Source organism: Rathayibacter agropyri (assembly GCF_013249015.1).
GTDB lineage: Bacteria > Actinomycetota > Actinomycetes > Actinomycetales > Microbacteriaceae > Rathayibacter > Rathayibacter agropyri.
This window is the reverse complement of record NZ_JABRPL010000001.1, coordinates 566,685-585,544: the sequence shown is the minus strand read 5'-3', so window position 1 is coordinate 585,544 and position 18,860 is coordinate 566,685. Positions and strand designations below refer to the sequence as shown.

Sequence of the window (18,860 nt, the reverse complement as noted above, 5' to 3'; positions counted from 1 at the left end):
ATCTGAAAAAGGAATCCCATGGACTTCGGAGTCGTTCTCCAGACCAACCCGCCCGCCTCGCGCACCGTCGCGCTCGCCGTTCTCGCCGAGACCTACGGCTTCGACTACGCGTGGACTTTCGACTCGCACCTGCTCTGGCAGGAGCCCTACGTGATCTACTCGCAGATCCTCGAGAAGACCCACCGGATCACGGTCGGCCCGATGGTCACTAACCCGGCCACGCGAGACTGGACGGTCATCGCCTCGCTGCACGCGACGCTGAACGAGATGTACGGCAACCGCACGGTCTGTGGGATCGGTCGCGGTGACTCCGCCGTGCGCGTGACCGGCGGTGCCCCGACGACGCTCAGGACGCTGCGGGAGTCGATCCACGTCATCCGCGAGCTGGCGAATAGCCGCCCGGTCGAGTACAACGGCCGGACGCTGCAGTTCCCGTGGAGCCGAGGCTCATCGCTGGAGATGTGGGTCGCCGCCTACGGCCCGCTCGCGCTGAAGCTGGCGGGCGAGTTTGGTGACGGCTTCATCCTCCAGCTGGCCGACGTCGACATCGCGCGCTGGATGATCGGGGCGGTCAAGGAGGCTGCGGCGAACGCGGGCCGCGATCCGGAGTCGCTGCAGTTCTGCGCGGCGGCCCCGATGTACATCGGAACCGACCGCGAGCACATGCGCGACCAGACCCGCTGGTTCGGCGGCATGGTCGGCAATCACGTCGCCGACATCGTAGGGCGCCACGGCGCCTCCGGGGCGGTGCCGCAGGCGCTCACCGACTACATCGCCGGGCGCGAGAGCTATGACTACAACGAGCACGGGCGGGCCGGGAACAGCCACACGTCGTTCGTGCCGGACGAGATCGTGGAGCGCTTCTGCGTGCTCGGCACGGCGGAGGAGCACATCCAGAAGCTCCAGGCGCTCGCTGAGATTGGCGTCACGCAGTTCGCCGGCTACCTCCAGCACGACAACAAGGAGGAGACGCTCCGTGTGTACGGCGAGCGCGTCATCCCGGCCCTGCGCGAGCACATCGTGGCGCAGGCGCCTAGCCGAGTACCTGATAGGCGAGGCGGTAGGTAGTCGCCGCGGCGGGCGTGCCGTCGAAGCCGAACGCCCAGCCGGTGCCATCGGATTTCGCGGTGCCATACGCGCGAAGAGCGGCGGTCGCTCGGTCGACCGGCGTGATCTGCGCGACGGGCATGCGGTCGTACGGCACGGCGAAGGCGATCTCGCCGATTCCGCCGGGGGACGGAGCCGATCCGGTCGTGATCGTGATCTGACCGGCAAGGTCGGTACCCACGACACTGATGGTGCCGCCGCTGCCAGCGTTCGGGCCGACGGTGACGGCGCCTACGCCGAGGGTCAGGCTGCCCTTGACGTGGCGCCCGACCAGGACGTCCCGCGTCGTGCGCAGCGTGCCCTGATGCGTCCAGGTGCGGTAGACGTTCGCCGGTCGGTTGTCGATGACCAGTGGGACGTCCGAGGTCGCGATCGTGGTTGACGGGTCGAGAGTGACGTTCGCGCCGAATTCCGGGCGGATGACGATCGCGGAGGAGGTGCACCGGCCGAACTGGGTGCCGATGAAGGCGACATCATTACCCGCCCGGAGGTCGACGAGCGTCGGTGTGGGCTTGTGGGATTCGTCGTTCTTCGTGCCGAGAATCTGACCACCGATGAAACGGACGCCCATGTCCAGAGGAGCCTCTTCCCGGGTCATCTGACGCTGCACGAGGACGACCGGGATCGGGCCGCCGCCGAAGATGAAGGGCGAGACGAGTTCGAGACCCATGACGTTGCCGATTCGAACGATGGCAGAATCCGCTTTCACGCTTTCGGTCGGCCATTTCGACGCCTCGGCTTCGACGTGAAGGTGCAGGATCCGGACGAATTCGGCCCAGTAGTTGCCGCTCTTGCCGTACGCGATATCAAATTGGGGACCGCCGACGTACCTCTCGATGGTCAGCCCAGCGAAGTCGACCGTGTTGTTCTCGCCATTGGCGAAGCCTTTTTCCGTCGGCCCGCGAAGCACGACTGCGGCGGAACCGTCGACGGACTTGCCATCGGTGATCTTCACATCCAGCCAGTGATTGTTGTTCATGTGGTCGATGAGGAGGACGGTCCCAAACTTGGAAAAGAAGTTGACATGGGCCATGGTGAACTCGAAACCGTCGAGAACATGCATGAGTGGGAAGCCGGTCGCAGGATAGTTGTTGCCGCGCAGCGCGATATTGGTGATGGAGATTCCTCCGCCTGCGATCCGCAGCATGGCACCCGTGTTGTCGCTCACGTGCACGAAATTCACCGTGTTCTCGAGCCCATGGTTGGGGTTCACGTTGAATGCCGCACCGCGCGAGCCAAGACCGGCGAGATGCACGCCCGACTTCACGGTCACCGAGTTCATCCGGTAGGACCCCGGCGGGAAGGCGATGATGCCGCCTCCCTTCGCGGTCACCGAGTCGATCAGCGCCTGCAGCGCGGCAGTATTGTCGATCGGCGCCGAGCCCGACTGGATTCCGTTATCGACGGCGTTGATGAGCAGTTCGCCCTTGCCGACCGGACGTGCGCCCGTCGTCGTGAGCACCCGATCCGGGAGGTTGTCGACGGGAACCTTTTTGTCGTCCCCCAGCGGCGCGACACCCCCAGCGGCGCCCACCTCGTCGCGGTGGACGTAGGTATCGTGTCCGGGGTCTGCGGAAGTGCCGGCCATGTGAAGGTCCTTTCACTGACGGTCACCCCACTGTGGAGCGACCAATTCTTTAGGTGAGCCAGACTCACCCTAGCACCGTCACTGCGGCTCACCGGCGGGGGAGTAAGCTCGATCCTTGTGACTCACTTCAAGAAGACGGCGTTCAGCGTGAATGTACGCGACCTCGTGAGGCGCCCGGGCGAGATGCGGGAGCATCGCCTCGAACTCGAGGCGCCGGAGCAATTCGGCGAGGGGATCGTCGCGGTACGGACGGGCTCGGCGCTCGATCTCGACGTCCGCGTCGAGTCGGTGCACGAGGGGATTCTGGCCAGCGTCGAGGTCTCGGCCCTGGCTGTCGGTGAATGCAGCCGCTGCCTGACCGACATCTCTCTGCCTGTCGAAGTCGAGTTCCAGGAACTTTTCGCGTACTCTTCTGACGAAGCTTTCGACTATGAGGTTCACGACGACCACGTGGATCTTGAACCTCTGGTCAGGGATGCGGTGGTTCTGTCGCTGCCGTTCCAGCCGGTCTGCCGGCCGGACTGTCCGGGCCTCGACCCCGTCACGGGGGAGCGGCTGGCCGATTCCGCCACGCCCGAACCCGAGGCGCCGCGCGACTCCCGGTGGGCTGTGCTCGCCGACAGGGCTTCCGCAGACAGCGTTTCCGCAGACAGTGGTGAGGGCGCGACCGCCCGCACCGAATCCGACTAGAGGTAGAGAAGAGAGAATCATGGCTGTTCCCAAGAGGAAGAAGTCCCGCGCGAACACCCACGCCCGCCGCTCGCAGTGGAAGGCGGAGGTCCCTCCCCTGGTCAAGACCATCGAGAACGGCAAGGTCGTCTACAGCCTTCCCCACCGCGCCAAGGTCGTCGAGGACTCCGCGGGCACCGCGCTGTTCCTCGAGTACAAGGGCCGCAAGGTCGCCGACGTCTGATTCGCTCCCGTGCCGTCCCGCGGTTCAAGGTGAACCAGACCTCTGCACGACCCTCCAGCGACGACCGGTCGCGTCTGGAGGCCACGCTCGGCGTGAGCCTCGACGGTGAACTCTTCGAGCTTGCCCTGACGCACCGGTCGTTCGCGTTCGAGCACGGCGGCATCCCGCACAACGAGCGACTCGAGTTCCTCGGCGACTCGATCCTCGGGCAGGCCGTCACCGTGATGCTCTACACCGAGTACCCCGCCCTCAGTGAGGGCGACCTGGCCAAGCGTCGTGCAAGCCTGGTCTCGACCGTCGCTCTGGCTGAGATTGCCCGTGGCATTGGGCTCGGCGAGTTCCTTCGTCTGGGCCGTGGCGAGGAGCTGACCGGCGGTCGTGACAAGGCGTCGATCCTCGCCGACACCGTCGAGGCAATCATCGGCGCCGTCTATCTCGGCACTGGCCCGGATGCTGCGCGCGATCTGGTGCTGCGGCTGATCGCGCCGCTGCGGGCCGATCCGCTGCGCTTCGGTGTCTCGATGGACCCGAAGACAAGCCTCCAGGAGGCGGCGGCCGAGCGCGGTGCGCCTGCTCCGCGCTACGAGATCGCCGCCACCGGGCCCGACCACGACAAGGTGTTCGTGGCGACCGTGACCGTTGGCGGGCTCGTGAGCGCCCGCGGTGAGGGCACGAGCAAGAAGGCGGCCGAGATGGCCGCTGCGCTGGACGCGTGGACGCGGCTGGCGACTCCTGCGACGGCGGAGTGACGGATTAGCCATGCCCGAGCTTCCCGAGGTCGAGGTGGTGCGAGCAGGGCTTGCGCCCGCCGTCACCGGGTCGCTGGTGACCGGTGTCGAGATCGTCGACGAGCGCTCGCTCAAGCGCCACGTGCATCCGCACGGGACCTTTGAGCGCCTGCTGGTCGGGCGTCGGCTTGAGGGCGCTGTGCGGCGCGGCAAGTTCCTCTGGCTGCCCGCCGGCCGCGACGAGGCACTGCTGATGCACCTGGGCATGAGCGGGCAGGTGCTGCTGCGCGCGGCCGACGCCCCGTTGCCTCGCCTCGCGCGCATCCGGATCGGCATCGAGCATCCCGACCACGGCGAGCTCGCGCTGCACTTCGTCGACCAGCGCATCTTCGGTTCGATGGCGGTCGATGCTCTCGTGCCGACGCCCGACGGCGCGCCCGGCGGTTACGCGGGGGAGGAGGCGCGCGGCGGCGACTGGTTGCGCGCGGTGCCCTCGCAGGTGGCGCACATCGCCCGCGATCCGCTCGACCCCTCCTTCGACTTAGGTGGCGTGATCGCAGCGTTCGCCCGGCGGAACAGCGGGATCAAGCGCGCGCTGCTCGACCAGAAGTTGGTGAGCGGGATCGGCAATATCTATGCGGACGAGTCGCTGTGGGCGGCCGAGCTGCATCCGGAGCGGGCGACGTCGGCGCTGGGCGAGGCACGCGTCCGCCGACTCTTCGCGGAGGTGCGGGCGGTGCTGGAGCGAGCGCTGGCCGAGGGCGGGACGAGCTTCGACGCGCAGTACGTGAACGTGAACGGGGCGTCGGGGTACTTCTCGCACAGCCTGCACGTGTACGGGCAGACGGGCAAGCCGTGCTCCCGCTGCGGTGAGCTGATCGTGCGGGTGCCGTTCATGAACCGTTCCTCGCACCTCTGCCCGCACTGCCAGAGGCTGCCGCACTGAGCGCGAATGTCAGGCTGCCACTACTTCGTCTCGCTCGGGTGGCTCGTGTGCACCTGCTCGAGGTAAACGGTATGACCATCGACGTAGAACCAGATACGTGCTGTCCCCTTTGCCGTCGGCTTGTGCTGCCAGCGCTCGTAAGCGGTAGCGCCTCGCACGATGGTGCCGAGGGTATCTTTGAGTGGATAGTTCGTCTCAGTCCTCGCGAGTGGTGTCGTCGTCAGGAAATCCCAGGCGTCGGCCATCGGCTTCCGGATCGTCGCAATCAGGTCGCGCCAGCCCTTCTGCGCTCCCGTGGTCGCGAAGCGGATCTCGTACTCCGATTTTTTCCGTGGGCGAGGGACAGAGGTCTCCTTTGCCACGGTCAGGGACGCTCGACGAGATCTGCCGTGGGCAGGTCCTCTGTGTCCAGCCAGGTCACCTGCTCGTTGCCGAGGCCTGCCGCGAGGGCGCTGGCAGTCTCTTGCCACGAGGTGAGCTCGGCGACGGCGAGGTGCGGCTGTCCGGTCGAAAACGACGCTCGGGCGGCATCGACCAGGGCTCGTGAGCAGGTCAGCCGACCGTTGGGGGAGAGCGCAAGCATCCACGGGAAGAGGGCGGACATGCGGTCTTCGAGTGACCCGCCGTCGTCCAGCGTTGCGGTGAGTAGCTGGGCTGCCAGCTGGAGGAGCTGCGCGCGTGCGTCCGCTTCTCGCTGCGACATCAGCACGAGGGCCTCGCCGTCGCGACGGGTGACCGTTACGGGGTGGTCTTCGGCCTCGGCGAACACCTGAGCCGAATGCTTGCTGAGATCGGAGGACCGCCGGGTGTGCGCGGAGGGACCAGTGGCGGTGATAGTCATACGTCTGAGCGTATTCGGAATGTATTCGGAAGTCGAGGCTGCCGAGGCGTCAGGCTGACGCGTCGGCGGGCGCTGGGGCGTAGCGGGAGTGCACGACACGCTCGCCGAGGAGCGTCGCGACGAGCGTGATCACGGCGGCGATCGCGAGGCCGAACCAGAGTCCGACGAGTAGGGCGAGCGCGCCGACTCCGGCACCCGCTGCAATGAGGATGATGGCGGCGGCGCGACGGAACCAGGGCTGACCAGAGCCGCCCGCGAGGCGCGAGTCGGCGGCGAGGCCGGTGATGGTCGAAGTGACGACGACGGTGGTGACGTCCTTCACGGCGAGGTGGCGCGCGGTCGCGGCCTGAAGGCCCATCGCTCCGCCGAGGATCCCGGTGACGGCGAGTGCCAGGGGCTCGGGGTGGTCGGGCGCGGCGGCGAGCACGATCGCGAGAGCAGCGAGCAGCAGCCCGACCACGGCGAAGAGCCAGGTGGAGCGGGAGGTCCAGCCCTTCTTCACCGGTCGCAGCACGCGTCCGCCGATCACGGCGCCGACAATGAACGCGCCAAGCGCGATCGTCGGGCCGACGACTGGCAGGTCCGCGACTCCCGACAGCGCCATGCCCAGGATGACGACATTGCCGGTCATGTTGCCCGCGAAGACGCGGTCGAGGCCGAGGTAGCCGACAGCGTCGATGATGCCGGTTGAGAAGGTGAGGGCGAGCATCAGGCCGAGGGTTGCGTCCTCAGTGCGGGAGCGGAGGCGTCGGAGCACGGGAAGTCCTGTCCTGGGAGGGCGGCGAGGGGCCTGTTCTGTACGACTCGCAATCGTTGCATACGGGTGCATATAGCCGAAACACGCGCTGGCTAGGGTCGGAGCGCGCGGACCGGCCGTGCGGGAAGTGGGCGCACATGCGGCAGGCGGTGTGGGCGATCCAGCCCGGCGAAGGAGTTCCGGCGGGGGTCGAGTATCTGCCCGCGACGCGGGGGACCGTGCTGTGGGGACGGCTCCCCTGCGCGGCGGATGCGCCGGTGCTGACGGTCGACTCGGGGGCCGAGGTCGTCATTGACACGCTCAGTCACGAGGGGGTGCTGGAGGACCAGGGGCGCGATCCGCTCGCCTTCTTCGGCCGCCACGGCGTCGCGCCCGAGGGCGTGCTGCGCGATGCGATCGCCCTCGCGGCGCAGGGGCCGTTCCGTCACCAGGAGTACGACGGCCCGCACGTGATCACTGGGCCAATTGCCCTCCGCGGTGCCGAGCCCGGCGACCTGCTGCGGATGACGCTGCTCGAGGCCGAGCCGCGGGTGCCCTACGGGGTGGTCTCGAATCGGCACGGCCGCGGCGCGCTGCCCGGCGAGTATCCGCTGCAGGAGGGGCCGTTCAGCGTGTTCGTGCACGTGGACGAGGACGACGCTGGTGTGCGGCGTGGCGTCATCCCGCTCGTGCCCGGCGGTGAACGGGCGGCGCGGTTCGTGCTGCGGCCGTTCCTCGGGATCATGGGTGTCGCCGTCGCGGGAGGGGAGCGCCCGCACTCGGTGCCGCCCGGGGTGCACGGCGGCAACATCGACATCGCGCTGCTCACCGCGGGCACGAGCCTCTACCTGCCGGTGCAGGTGCCCGGCGCACTCGCCTACGTCGGTGATCCGCACTTCGCGCAGGGCGACGGTGAGGTGGCGCTGACCGCGATGGAGGCGAGCTTGCGGGTGCGGGTGCGATTCGAGATCGTTCCGCGGGCGCAGGCGCTGGCAACGTGGGGGGAGATCGTCGGTCCGATGGGCGAGACCGACGAATTCCTGGTGTCCACGGGCCTGGACGAGGACCTCGATGTCGCCGTACAGAAGTGCGTGCGGGCGGCGATCGCGCTGCTGGTTGCGCGGTTCGGCATGGACCCGGGTCACGCTTACGCCTACCTCAGCGCGGCGACCGACTTCGACATCTCGCAGGTGGTCGACCTGGTGAAGGGCGTGCATGCCCGAGTGCGGACGGCGGACTTCGATGCCTGATCCGCAGGTGACGACGCTGGAGGGCGAGTTGCCGGAGGGGCTGGTCGACGCGGTGGAGGCGTACGAGGCGGCGCTCGCGGCGGACGACGTCGCGGCCCTCGCGGACGCGTTCGTCGATGCGCCGACGACGCTCCGGGGTGACGCCGGCGGACTGCTGGTGGGGCACGGGGCAATCACGGGCTTCCGCGGTCGACGCGGGGGAGCGCCGGAGCGGCGGTTGGTCGAGCTGCACGTGCGGGCGATCGACACGGACACGGCGCTCGCGGTGACCGTGAACGCACCGACACGCGGCGGGCGCGGGCTTGTAACGCAACTGTGGTCGCGCCAATCCGGTGTCTGGCGGGTGCGCGCCGCCCAGGTGCAGGCGCCCGCGCCGAGCCTTGACGCGCGGGTGTGGCGGGCCGCCGGGGCTCCGCTCGTCTCGGCGACTGGATCCGGACCCCTCGGCGGGCTCGATGTTGCGGTGAAGGACCTCTTCGCGATCGAGGGGCAGCGGATCGGCGCGGGAGTGCCGGCCTACTTCGCCGGGGCACGGGTGGAGGCGGCGACTGCTCCGGCCGTCGCGCAGCTGCTCGCGGCCGGCGCCTCGGTGCGTGGGATCGCGCAGACGGACGAATTCGCGTACAGCATCGCGGGGCGCAACTCCGGCTACGGGACACCGCCGAATCCGGCCGTTCCGGGCGCAGTGCCCGGCGGGTCCTCCAGCGGATCCGCCACCGCGGTCTCGCTCGGGCAGGCCGCGATCGGCCTCGGGACCGACACGGCCGGGTCGATCCGGGTGCCGGCCTCGTACCAGGGGCTCTGGGGCCTACGGACGACGCACGGGGCGGTGCCGGTCGAGGGGCTGCTTCCGCTTGCGCCGAGCTTCGACGCGATCGGCTGGCTGACGCGGGACCTCTCGACGCTGCGGCGGGTGGCGCTCGTCGGTGTGCCGGGAGCGACTGTGCCGGGAGCGACTGTGCCGATCGGCGGCTTCGTGGTCGCCGAGGCGCTGCTCGAGCGGGTGCACGCTCCCGTGCGGGCAGCCTTCGCGGCGGCGATCGACGGACGCGGGGCGGAGCGCATCGAGCTGCCTCCGCTGCGGGAGATGCTGGAGGCCTTTCGGCTGGTCCAGGCGGCGGAGGCGTGGGCATCGGACGGCGCGTGGGTCGCGGCGCACCCCGGAGTGCTGGCGCCGGATGTGCAGGCCCGTTTCGACGCGGCCTCGCAGGTGGACGCCGCGACGGAGGCGAGGGCGCGGGCCCACGTGGCGGAGTTCCGCGAGGCGCTGGATACCGCGCTCGGTGGCCGCGTGCTGCTCCTGCCGTCGGCGTCGTCGGTCGCGCCTGCCCTCGCCGCCTCTGCGGAGGTCGTCGAGGCGGCGCGGATGGCGACCCTCCGGCTGACCTGTCTCGCCGGGATCGGCGGGTATCCGGCACTGTCGATGCCGCGGTTGAGAGTCGCCGGTGGGCCCGTCGGACTGTGTCTGGTGGGCCCGAGGGGGTCGGATGTGGCGCTGCTCGACGTGGCGGCCGACTGGGAGGAGTAGCTCGGCATCAGAACGGCGGTGGAGGGTCGGCGAAGTGCGGCGCTTGTGCGCAGGCCGGCGGATCGGGCGGGCGGGTGGTGACGCGGCGTCCGGTGGGAGTGGTCCAGTCGGCTGCGCCGTCGGGATGCAGGACGTAGGTCCAGCGGTCGCCGTGACGGACATGGTGGTGGGCGACGCAGAGCGAGGCGAGGTTGTCGAGGGCGGTAGCGCCTCCGTTTCGCCACTCGATGGTGTGGTCGGCCTCGGCGGAGGCGGCGGGCCTCGTGCAGCCGGGGAAGCGGCACGTCTGATCGCGCAGATGCAGGGCGAGGCGCATGCGAGGGGGAGGGAGGCGGTGCGTCCGTCCGACGGAGATGACCGCGCCGGTGCTCGGGTGCGTCAGGACCGGGGTGAACGAGGCGCCTGTGTCGAGTAGCTGGCGGGCGGCATCGGCGGGGACAAGCCCGTAGCCGTCGAGATCGGCGGGAGTGTCGTCGAGGCCCGCGGCCGTGCTCGCTGAGACGGTCAGCCTGACGTCGGCGCGCACCCCGGGAACGAACGTCGGTGCACCTGGCGGGTCGTCCTGGACCGGGGTAGTGCCGGTGACATCTCCGTCGCACAGCAGGTCGGCTAGGGCGTCGGCGCGGAGCTGGGCCAGGGTGCGCTCGTCATCGGAACCGGAACCGGAACCGGCGCCCTCGCGAAGGATGCGCGCGATCCGGTCGAGCCGGGCGTGAGCACCGACCGCGACGGGCGCGGGGAGGTAGGCGCACAGCATCGCCATGCCATCGTGCTCGGGCGTGACCCAGACGGCCCGATCGCCACACGCGCGCGCATGGCGCTCAGCGAGCGGCTGGTCGTGCAGCTCGTCCCGCAGCCGCGTCAGCCGACGACGCAGTTGCGTGGGCGTCAGTGTGACGGCGAGTGCGGCGGCACGCTTGTCGAACTCGGCGCGGGACGCAGCCGGTAGGGTGCCTGCGACACTGCAGATCAGCTGCCCGGCCTCCCAGCGCAGACGTGCCCGCGCCAGAGCGTCTCGCGTGCACGGAAGGTCGTCGACGAGGAGGCGTGCGTGCTCGAGTTCTCGTGTCAGGACTCGCTCGGAGACGCCCAGCGCGACCGCGAGTTCGGCCCGGATCGAGCGCTCGACCAGGTCGCTCGACTCCCGGCGGGACTGACCGGACGCGAACGACTCCGGACACCTCAGCGCCGCCCGATACCCCGCGTGCAGGGCCTCGGCGGAGGCGAGGTGCAGCGGGGAAGCTGAGCGGGCCAGCCGGGCGGCGCGGTCGCCGAGCGCGCGAACCTCCGCAGGTCCTGTCTCCGTTTCGTGTGCCATTGCTGCGTGTGCCATATAGGTATTGAACCAGCGACCACCGACACGGGAGGGGTCGATACCGCTCCGGCCGGACAAGTCGACCCCGAACGGCGCCTGTGGAGGGACGCCGCTCCCGCCGCGAAACACCGACGAAACGTCTGTTGCGTACTCTGGGCGACTGAAACAGCTTTTTCTCCCGCTCCCGCTCCCGCAGAGGTGGTCCCGTGTCCGCGCCCTCGACGTTCCTCCCGATCGACCCGCCGCCACGTCTGCTGATGGGGCCCGGCCCGATCACCGCGGATCCGCGGGTACTGCGTGCGATGTCGGCGCAGCTCGTCGGCCAGTACGACCCGTTCATGACAGCAACGATGACCGAGACGCAGGAGTTGTACCGGCAGGTCTTCCGCACCCGGAACGAGAAGACGATGCTCATCGACGGCACGAGCCGCGCCGGTATCGAGGCCGCCCTCGTCTCGATGCTCAAGCCGGGCGACCGAGTGCTGGTGCCCGTCTTTGGCCGCTTCGGCCACCTCCTCCGCGAGATCGCCGAGCGCTGCGGCGCCGAGGTGCACGTGATCGAGGCGGAGTGGGGCCAGGTGTTTCCCGTGTCGGCGATTGCGGAGGCGCTCGCCCGAGTGAAGCCGTCTCTGTTGGCCGTGGTGCACGGCGACACGTCCACCACGATGGCGCAGCCGCTCGAGGAACTCGGCGCCCTGTGCCAGAAGCACGGCGCGCTGTTCTACACCGACGTGACGGCGTCGCTCGCGGGCAACCCGTTCGGCGCCGACGAGCTCGGGCTCGACGCGGTCTCGGCCGGGTTGCAGAAGTGCCTCGGCGGGCCCTCGGGCTCCGCTCCCGTGACGTTCTCGGAGCGGGCCGTCGCCGTGATCGAGTCGCGCAAGAGCATCGAGGCCGGGATTCGCGACGAGGGCGACGCCGTGAGCGCGCATCCCGTCCGCTCGAACTACTTCGATCTCGGCATGGTCTTCGACTACTGGGGCCCTCGCCGGCTGAACCATCACACGGAGGCGACCACGATGCTCTACGGTGCCCGCGAGTGCGCGCGCCTCATCGTGGAGGAGGGGCTGGACGTCACAATCGCGCGGCATGCGCTGCACGGTGCCGCGATGCTCGCGGGTGTGCAGGGCCTGGGCCTGGAGGTCTTCGGTGACCTGGCGCACAAGATGAGCAATGTCGTCGCGGTCCACATTCCCGAGGGCGTGAACGGCGATGCGGTCCGCGGCGAGATGCTGACGGACTTCGGTATCGAGATCGGCACGTCCTTCGGTCCGCTGCACGGGAAGGTCTGGCGGATCGGCACCATGGGGTACAACGCACGCACCGATGCGGTGCTGACCACGCTCGCGGCACTGGAGGCGGTGCTGCGTCGCGCGGGCGCCTCCGCGCCGGTCGGCGGCGGAGTTGCCGGAGCGTACGACGTCTACGGGGCGGCTCGCGCATGATCGACGCCGCGACGATCCTGGCCCGCTGCGACGAACTCGCCGCGGTCTCGAGCACCCGCGGCGGGATCGAGCGGGTCTACCTCTCGCCGGAGCACGCGCGCGTGAACGCGCTGACCGCACGCTGGATGACCGACGCCGGGATGCGTACCTGGCAGGACGCCGCGGGCAACCAGTGCGGCCGCTACGAGGGCGCCAAGCCAGGGTTGCCCGCTCTGCTGCTCGGCTCCCACCTCGATACGGTGCCCGACGCGGGACGCTACGACGGGATCCTCGGAGTGCTCCTCGCGATCGGTGTCGTGTCGCGCTTGCACGCCGCGGGGACCAGGCTCCCCTTCGCCGTCGAGGTCGTGGCGTTCGGTGACGAGGAGGGCACCCGCTTCGGCACGGCGCTCCTCGGCTCGCGCGCCCTGGCCGGCACCTGGGACCCGCACTGGTGGGAGCTGGAGGACGCAGCGGGCACGTCGCTCGTGGAGGCGTTCCGCGAGTTCGGTCTCGATCCCTCCCGGATTGGCGAGGCCGCCCGAGACGCGCAGGATGTCGTCGCCTACCTCGAGGCGCACATCGAGCAGGGCCCGTATCTGGAGGAGGCGGACCGCGCACTCGCCGTTGTCTCGTCGATCGCCGGCGCGCGCCGCTTCGCCCTGACCCTCACGGGCAAGGCGGGGCATGCGGGAGGAGTGCCGCTCGATCGCCGCCGGGATGCCCTGACGGGTGCGGCGGAGGCGGTGCTCGCCGTCGAGCGGATCGCGCGCGAGCGGAGCGTGATCGCGACGGTCGGGCGACTCGAGACGTTCCCGGGAGCCGTCAATGTCATCCCCGGTCGCGTGGAATTCAGCCTCGATCTGCGGGCCGAGACCGATGAGCAGCGCGACGGAGCGTGGGACGCGATCGAGCACGCGATGTCCGAGTCAGCCTCGCGCCGTCGCCTCGCGCTGACGGTGGAGGAGACCCACTCCGCCCCCGCCGTCGTCGCGTCCGCGTCGCTGCAGGACGTCGTCCGCGCGGGCATCCGGGCGACGGGGGACGACGAGCCGATGGTGCTGTTCTCGAAGGCGGGACACGACGCGATGGCGGTCGCCGACCTCACCGAGTACGCGATGCTGTTCATCCGCTGCGAGGGCGGGGTCAGCCATCACCCGGACGAGAACGTCACCGAGGCCGACGTCGCGACTGCGCTCGACGCATTCGAGGCCGCAGCGTTGGCGCTTGCCGCCGACGCGGGAGCGCACCCGGCGTGACCCCGGCACCCTCCTCCCCACCGAGCATCGGCCACCGCATCGATGCGGGCTATGCGGGGCTCTCGCGGCAGGAGCAGCGGGCGGCCGACTTCATCCTCGATCACCTCGCTGACCTGGCGGTCTACACGGCGACCGAGCTCGCCCAGCAGAGCGGAGTGTCGAAGGCCACGGTCTCGCGGCTGTTCCGTCGCCTCGGATTTTCGAACTCGCAGGAGGTGCGCGAGCACGCGCGGGCGCTGCGCAACTCGGGCGTGCCGGTAGGGCCCGTGCACGGCCAGGGCCACGCGCTCACGGCGCATCTCGAGAGCGAGCGGGCGAACCTGGTGCGGCTCGCTGCGGCGCTGGGCGACGGGCGGCTGGAGGAGGCCGTGCGGGTGATCGCGGGCGCTCGGGACGTGGTCGTGATCGGCCTGCGCAACAGTTACCCGGTGGCGCTGCACCTGCGCCAGCAGCTCGCGCAGGCGCGGGGGCGGGTGCGCATCGCGCCTCAGCCGGGTCAGTCGCTCGGCGAGGAGCTCGTTGGGCTGGGTGCCGAGGACGCGGTCGTGCTGGTCGGGTTCCGCCGGCGCCCCGCGTCGTTCGCCGCGCTGGTCGACGCGCTCGCCTCGCGGGGCGTGCCGGTGGTGCTGCTCGCGGACTCGCCCGCTCGCCGCTATGCCGAGCAGGCGGCCGTCTGGCTGGAGTGCCCCGTCGACAGCGACGCGGCGTTCGATAGTTATGCGGCGGCGATGAGCGTGGTCGCGGCGCTCGCCTCCGGAGTGCTGGGTGCGTCGGTTCGCGAGTCACGGGAGCGGATCGCGGGCATCAGCGCCGCCTACGCCGAGCTGGCCGAGCTGGAGGACCGGCCGTGATCGAGGCGGCGGAGCTGATCCGCGCGCACGCGAAGCACCCGGTTGGTCGGAGCGACCCGGCTCCGGCGCTCGGACGGGCAGAGCTCATCACGCCGACCTGCGGCGATCGCCTCGAGGTGCGGGTCGACGGCGCCGCCGAACACGTTCGGCTCACCTGGAGCGGGCGCGGGTGCGAGGTGTCGCAGGGCTCGGCGTCGCTGCTGGTGGACGGGCTCGACGGGCTCCCGGTTGCTCAGGTGCGCCGACGGATCGACGCGTTTCTCGCGGGAATGGCCAGCCGCTCTGGTCCGCTCGCAGGTGACGAGGAGGCGCTGCTCGCGGTGGCAGGCAATCCCGTCCGCTCGGTCTGCGCCACGCTCGCCTGGCGGGCGCTCGCCGCCGCGCTCGAGGACGCGGGGCTCGCATGACTGGCTTAGTGTGGCCCGTCGCGGTCGATTCCCGACCACAGGTCACCGCATTCGACTTCACGGGCGCCCGCCGCGCGCAGCAGATCGCGGGCACCGGAGTCGCCGTGGACCGTCGCGATCAGCGCCGGCCAGTGCTCGCGGCCCAGCAGCACCGGATGGCCGGGGCGCCCGGCGAAGACGGCGCGGGCCAGCACGCCGGGTGTGGGCGGAGCGCTGGCGAGGAGTCGCGCTCCGACGCTTGCGGGCTCGTCCGGCAGGTCGACAAGGGTCACCAGGGCCGCATCGCCTCGGGCCGCATCAGCTCGTGCCGCGGCGAGACCCGCTCGGAGCGAGGCCGAGAGGCCGCCCGACCAGTCCTCCGCCACGACGATCCCAGCACTCACGGGTACCAGGAGGCGCGCCCGGTCGGCCTCGGCGCCGAGCACGACCAGTACTCGCCGGCACCCGACGGCTTCGAGCCGCCGCACGGCGTGCTCCACCCACGGAGTCCCGGCGTCGTCGCGGCGGAGCGCTTTCGGACCGCCCGCCCGACGTCCCGCGCCCGCCGCGAGCACCACTCCGACCACCGCATCCACTCGATCATCGTGCCCTAGCCCGACCCGCCCGACGAAGGAGATTGCATGACTGCCCGCACCACCCCCGATGCTCCAGACGAGACTCCGCGTGACGCGCTGCTCGCCTGCCTGGCCGTCCCGCGCTGGGCTGACGAACTGGCCGCTGGCGCGCCCTACGCCTCCGTCGACGCCCTCGCCGAGGCGGCCGACCGCGTCGCGCGCACGCTCAGCGCCGACGAGGTGGAGGCAGCGCTGGCCGACCACCCGCGGATCGGGCAGCGGCACGGGGGCGCGGGCCGCTCCTCCGCGTTTTCGGCGTCGGAGCAGGCGGCGAGTCTGGCAACCGACGAAGCGCTGACTGACCGGCTACTGGTCGGCAACCGCGCCTACGAGGAGCGCTTCGGGCGAGTGTTCCTGATCCGCGCGGCCGGTCGTGACCGCGCCGCGATCGTGGCGGAGCTGGAGCGGCGGCTCGAACTCGATGCCGCGACAGAGGAGCGGATCGTCGCCGAGCAGCTGCGCGAGATCGCTGTTCTGCGTGTGCGGGGGCTCGCCGACAGGCTCGTCGTCGAGGCGGAGCCGGCGCGATGACCGGGTCCGCCAGCTACGTGAGTACCCACGTGCTTGACGCTGTGCGCGGCCGGCCGGCGCAGGACGTGCCGGTGTCGCTCGAGTCGCGAGCCGGGTCCGACTGGGAGCGGCTCGCCGAGGCGCGCACCGACGCGGACGGCCGGGTGAGCGCCTTCGGGCCGGAGTGGCTGAGCGCCGGCGTCTACCGGGTCGTCTTCGACACGGGCGCCTGGTTCGCGGCGGCGGGTACGGAGTCGTTCTACCCCGAGGTCGCCGTGGTGTTCCGCGTCGACGGGAGGTCGGCGCACCTTCACATCCCGCTCCTGCTCAGCCCGTTCGCCTACTCGACCTACCGGGGGAGCTGACGCTGCTCCAGGAGTGGGTGCGATTTGCAGGGGATCCGGCCGTCCCGTCGCGGCGAGTGCGGAGGAGAGCGCTCTCGGCGCAGGATCCCCTGCAAATCGCACGCCCGCGCTACTCCGGAGCTCCCACCGGCCGCCCCCGCACATGCACCGCCGCGATCGCCGGCTCGCGCAGTGTCATCAGCAGCGCGAAGAGCACCTGCGCCGTCGCCTCCGCCTCGTCGTCCGCCCGAATGCCGTGCGCCAGGACAGCGGCGAGCGGCTCCCACCGGTCCGGCTCGATGCGGAGGAAATCGGCGTCCTTTCCGACGTCGAAGTTGCCGAAGCGCTCCTCCTGATCAAGCGCCCGCGCCCCCGCGAGGGTCGCGGTGAACAGCAACTCGGCCGGGTGCAGCGCCACCGCGGCGTCGCCCGGCTCCGACAGATGCACTTTAAACGCGTCGTTCGCCACGCGCGGGAGCAGCCACTCGTCGCCCGCGCCGATGTCGCTGCCGAGCGCGATCGTCACTCCGGACGCAGCGGTCCGGCGCCAGGGCATCGTGCCAGAGCCGAGGAATTGCTGCGAGGTAGGGCAGTGCGCGATCGACGTACCGGTCTCGGCCATCCTGTGCAGTTCCGCATCCTGGCAGTGCACGGCGTGGGCGAGGATGGTACGCGGCCCGAGCAGCGACGACCCGCCGCGTACGGAGCCCGGGAGGAACAGGCCGTCATAGGTGTCCAGGTAGCTGCGGGTGCCGTAGGAGCCGAGCACCGCCGCGATCTCGCCGTCGCCGGGGCGGTCGTTCTCGTTCAGGTGGCTGTGCACGTAGACGCCGCTGGCACGGACGTCGTCGTAGAGGTCGCCGAGAGCGGCGAGGGTCGTCGGAGTCACGGACAGCGAGAACCGTGGGACGATCGCGACGTGGAGGAGCGGGTTCGTGCCGTGCCAGCGCGCGATCTCGTCGGCGGTGAGAGCGAGCGCCTCCTGCTCCGACGTGATCAGCGGGGCTGCGGAGCCGGGTCCGACGGTCTGGATGCCTCGGCCCGAGACGATCCGCAGGCCCGCCTCACGGGTGCGCTCGAAGAGAGAATCCTGAGCAGCGGGGAACGCCGAACCGAACACCAGCGCTGTCGTCGTACCGGCCTGGACGCGCCGCCGGGTGAAGGCGCGCGCGACCACATCCGCGAAGTCCGGGTCGGCGAGGCGCGCCTCCGCCGGGAACACCGTCCGGTCGAGCCACTCGAGCAGCTGACCGCCGCCGAAGCCGTCGGTCGAGAACGTCTGCGGGAAGTGCACGTGCGTGTCAACGAAGCCGGGCAGGAGGAACGCGGAGGCGTCACCTGTTACCGGCCAGGACGCGTAGTTGCGCGGTAGCTCGCGGTACGGTCCGACCCAGGCGATGGTGCCGGAGTCATCGACGACGAGCGCGCCGTCCGGGATCGAGACGAGCGACGCCTCCGCTGTCGCCAGCGCGGCCCGCCCCGCGATGTGCAGGACGTGACCGCGGTGGACGCCCCGGCTCACACCAGACCCGTGTAGGTGGACCAGGCCGATCCGGCGGGCGGCGCGTCGTCGCGGGTGATGCTCGCCTGGATCAGCCCGTAGGGACGGTCGTCGGCGTGGAAGACCTCGTTGTCGTTCTCGACGCCGAACGGCGCCAGGTCGTAGAGGAAGTGGTGCTTGTTGGGCGCGGAGAGACGGATCTCGACGATCTGTGGGAACTCCTCCAGCACCGCCTTCCCCATCTCGAACAGCGTTTGCTGCAACGCGAGCGAGTGCACGGTCGCGAAGCGGCTCACCATCAGCGTCTTCACCCCCGCGTAGACGGCCTCCCAGTCCATTGCGGCGATGTCCTCCTCCGTCAGTGCGAAACGCCACTTCGCGACCAGGGAGGTGGCCATCACGCGGTCGTTCGTGGGTTGGAGGACCGTGTACGGGTCGGTGAGAAAGCCGTGAAACTCGGAGCCGGTGGACTTGAGGATCGTGAGGTCCTTGAAGCCGCCGGTGATCCAGACCTGCCGCTCGTCACCGCGGCCCTCGACGGTGATCGACGCGATCCGTGTCTCCCGGCCCGTGCGCATCCACGTGTGGTCGTGCTCCTGACCGTCGACCAGCACGCGCTCCCAGGCGAACTCCTCGATCTCAATCCGCGCGCCACTCACGGGTGCATAGCCGTCGACGAAGTGCCGGGCGAGTTCGAGGCCGTACGGCTCGATCGAGCGCAGGCTCTTCTCCTTGGCGAAGGAGTATGCAGTCTGCTTCTGCGTGTCGGTCGGCAGCACCGTGGACTGGTCGCCTTCACGGTGCGCCGCTTCGAAGTCGCCGCGAAGCGCGGTCGAGACGGTCACGTCGTGGATCTCGTGCCGCGGCGTATCGCGATAGATCCGCACGATGCGGTTCTCGGCCTTCCCGTACTGGTGGTCTCCGAGGATGATCGCCATGTCCGCTCCTGTCATCTGGTGGTCGCTCCCGAGTCTCCTGGCTTTCCCCCGCCGCCCCGC

General features: G+C 70.2%; 21 protein-coding genes. 13 read left to right on the top strand and 8 right to left on the bottom strand.

From position 1 onward, the window contains the following. Positions 1-18: 18 nt before the first annotated feature. Entirely contained in the window at positions 19-1,068 is a 1,050-nt protein-coding gene (locus tag HRF29_RS02725; protein ID WP_173244265.1) for a TIGR03842 family LLM class F420-dependent oxidoreductase, read from the top strand. Here HRF29_RS02725 and HRF29_RS02720 read toward each other — a convergent pair. Then, positions 1,034-2,695, bottom strand: a complete 1,662-nt coding sequence (locus tag HRF29_RS02720) for a pectate lyase family protein (RefSeq protein ID WP_173244262.1) — start codon at positions 2,693-2,695, stop codon at positions 1,034-1,036. The two genes, HRF29_RS02725 and HRF29_RS02720, sit on opposite strands and share 35 nt — an antisense overlap. 117 nt (positions 2,696-2,812) lie before the next feature. On the opposite strand from HRF29_RS02720, the gene HRF29_RS02715 reads away from it, so the two are divergent. From HRF29_RS02715 to mutM, 4 genes are all read left to right on the top strand, one after another. After that, positions 2,813-3,385: a YceD family protein gene (locus HRF29_RS02715; RefSeq protein WP_343043618.1), complete on the top strand. Its 573-nt coding sequence runs from the start codon at positions 2,813-2,815 to the stop codon at positions 3,383-3,385. Between the two features lie 19 nt (positions 3,386-3,404). Further along, positions 3,405-3,608: a 50S ribosomal protein L32 gene (gene rpmF, locus HRF29_RS02710; RefSeq protein WP_097165773.1), complete on the top strand. Its 204-nt coding sequence runs from the start codon at positions 3,405-3,407 to the stop codon at positions 3,606-3,608. A 74-nt stretch (positions 3,609-3,682) separates the two neighbouring features. After that, positions 3,683-4,357: a ribonuclease III gene (gene rnc, locus HRF29_RS02705; protein ID WP_222929600.1), complete on the top strand. Its 675-nt coding sequence runs from the start codon at positions 3,683-3,685 to the stop codon at positions 4,355-4,357. 10 nt (positions 4,358-4,367) lie between these two features. After that, positions 4,368-5,282: a bifunctional DNA-formamidopyrimidine glycosylase/DNA-(apurinic or apyrimidinic site) lyase gene (mutM, locus tag HRF29_RS02700; RefSeq protein ID WP_173244256.1), complete on the top strand. Its 915-nt coding sequence runs from the start codon at positions 4,368-4,370 to the stop codon at positions 5,280-5,282. A 20-nt stretch (positions 5,283-5,302) separates the two neighbouring features. Here mutM and HRF29_RS02695 read toward each other — a convergent pair whose 3' ends face one another. From HRF29_RS02695 to HRF29_RS02685, 3 genes are read right to left on the bottom strand one after another with little or no spacing between them, the layout of a single operon-like run. Continuing rightward, positions 5,303-5,644, bottom strand: coding sequence for a hypothetical protein (locus HRF29_RS02695; protein WP_173244253.1), 342 nt, complete (start codon positions 5,642-5,644; stop codon positions 5,303-5,305). Between the two features lie 2 nt (positions 5,645-5,646). Continuing rightward, on the bottom strand, positions 5,647-6,123 hold the full coding sequence (locus HRF29_RS02690; RefSeq protein ID WP_173244250.1) for a prevent-host-death protein: 477 nt from the start codon (positions 6,121-6,123) through the stop codon (positions 5,647-5,649). Positions 6,124-6,172: 49 nt separating this feature from the next. Continuing rightward, positions 6,173-6,880, bottom strand: coding sequence for a YoaK family protein (locus tag HRF29_RS02685; RefSeq protein ID WP_343043617.1), 708 nt, complete (start codon positions 6,878-6,880; stop codon positions 6,173-6,175). Positions 6,881-7,017: 137 nt separating this feature from the next. Here HRF29_RS02685 and HRF29_RS02680 point away from each other — a divergent pair, with 137 nt between their 5' ends. After that, positions 7,018-8,109: an acetamidase/formamidase family protein gene (locus HRF29_RS02680; protein WP_173244243.1), complete on the top strand. Its 1,092-nt coding sequence runs from the start codon at positions 7,018-7,020 to the stop codon at positions 8,107-8,109. Beyond that, on the top strand, positions 8,102-9,637 hold the full coding sequence (locus HRF29_RS02675; protein ID WP_173244239.1) for an AtzH-like domain-containing protein: 1,536 nt from the start codon (positions 8,102-8,104) through the stop codon (positions 9,635-9,637). Before HRF29_RS02680 ends, HRF29_RS02675 begins: the two co-directional genes overlap by 8 nt. Positions 9,638-9,644: 7 nt before the next feature. On the opposite strand, the gene HRF29_RS02670 is transcribed toward HRF29_RS02675, so the two are convergent. Then, positions 9,645-10,970 carry an HNH endonuclease signature motif containing protein gene (locus HRF29_RS02670; protein WP_173244235.1) on the bottom strand — a complete coding sequence of 442 codons (1,326 nt, stop codon included), beginning with the start codon at positions 10,968-10,970 and terminating at the stop codon, positions 9,645-9,647. Between the two features lie 239 nt (positions 10,971-11,209). Here HRF29_RS02670 and HRF29_RS02665 point away from each other — a divergent pair, with 239 nt between their 5' ends. Genes HRF29_RS02665 through HRF29_RS02650 form a run of 4 tightly spaced genes read left to right on the top strand, consistent with a single transcriptional unit; the run spans position 11,210 to position 14,893 of the window. Then, positions 11,210-12,397: a pyridoxal-phosphate-dependent aminotransferase family protein gene (locus tag HRF29_RS02665; protein WP_173245862.1), complete on the top strand. Its 1,188-nt coding sequence runs from the start codon at positions 11,210-11,212 to the stop codon at positions 12,395-12,397. Continuing rightward, positions 12,394-13,635 carry an allantoate amidohydrolase gene (locus HRF29_RS02660; protein WP_173244232.1) on the top strand — a complete coding sequence of 414 codons (1,242 nt, stop codon included), beginning with the start codon at positions 12,394-12,396 and terminating at the stop codon, positions 13,633-13,635. The genes HRF29_RS02665 and HRF29_RS02660 overlap by 4 nt, the downstream gene beginning before the upstream one ends. Continuing rightward, complete coding sequence (locus tag HRF29_RS15260) at positions 13,632-14,486, top strand: SIS domain-containing protein (RefSeq protein WP_173244228.1); 855 nt, start codon at positions 13,632-13,634, stop codon at positions 14,484-14,486. Before HRF29_RS02660 ends, HRF29_RS15260 begins: the two co-directional genes overlap by 4 nt. Further along, positions 14,483-14,893 (top strand): iron-sulfur cluster assembly scaffold protein, encoded by a 411-nt coding sequence (locus HRF29_RS02650; RefSeq protein ID WP_173244225.1) that lies wholly within the window; start codon positions 14,483-14,485, stop codon positions 14,891-14,893. Before HRF29_RS15260 ends, HRF29_RS02650 begins: the two co-directional genes overlap by 4 nt. Positions 14,894-14,898: 5 nt before the next feature. Here HRF29_RS02650 and HRF29_RS02645 read toward each other — a convergent pair whose 3' ends face one another. Beyond that, positions 14,899-15,468, bottom strand: coding sequence for a nucleotidyltransferase family protein (locus HRF29_RS02645; RefSeq protein ID WP_343043615.1), 570 nt, complete (start codon positions 15,466-15,468; stop codon positions 14,899-14,901). Positions 15,469-15,513: 45 nt separating this feature from the next. Here HRF29_RS02645 and uraD point away from each other — a divergent pair, with 45 nt between their 5' ends. After that, a complete protein-coding gene (uraD, locus tag HRF29_RS02640; protein WP_173244222.1) occupies positions 15,514-16,038 on the top strand; it encodes a 2-oxo-4-hydroxy-4-carboxy-5-ureidoimidazoline decarboxylase in 525 nt (174 codons plus the stop codon). Then, positions 16,035-16,382, top strand: coding sequence for a hydroxyisourate hydrolase (gene uraH, locus HRF29_RS02635; protein WP_173244219.1), 348 nt, complete (start codon positions 16,035-16,037; stop codon positions 16,380-16,382). Before uraD ends, uraH begins: the two co-directional genes overlap by 4 nt. 109 nt (positions 16,383-16,491) lie before the next feature. Here uraH and HRF29_RS02630 read toward each other — a convergent pair whose 3' ends face one another. Next, positions 16,492-17,883: an amidohydrolase family protein gene (locus HRF29_RS02630; protein WP_173244216.1), complete on the bottom strand. Its 1,392-nt coding sequence runs from the start codon at positions 17,881-17,883 to the stop codon at positions 16,492-16,494. Beyond that, positions 17,880-18,800, bottom strand: coding sequence for a factor-independent urate hydroxylase (gene pucL, locus HRF29_RS02625; protein WP_173244213.1), 921 nt, complete (start codon positions 18,798-18,800; stop codon positions 17,880-17,882). The genes HRF29_RS02630 and pucL overlap by 4 nt, the downstream gene beginning before the upstream one ends. Positions 18,801-18,860 lie beyond the last annotated feature (60 nt).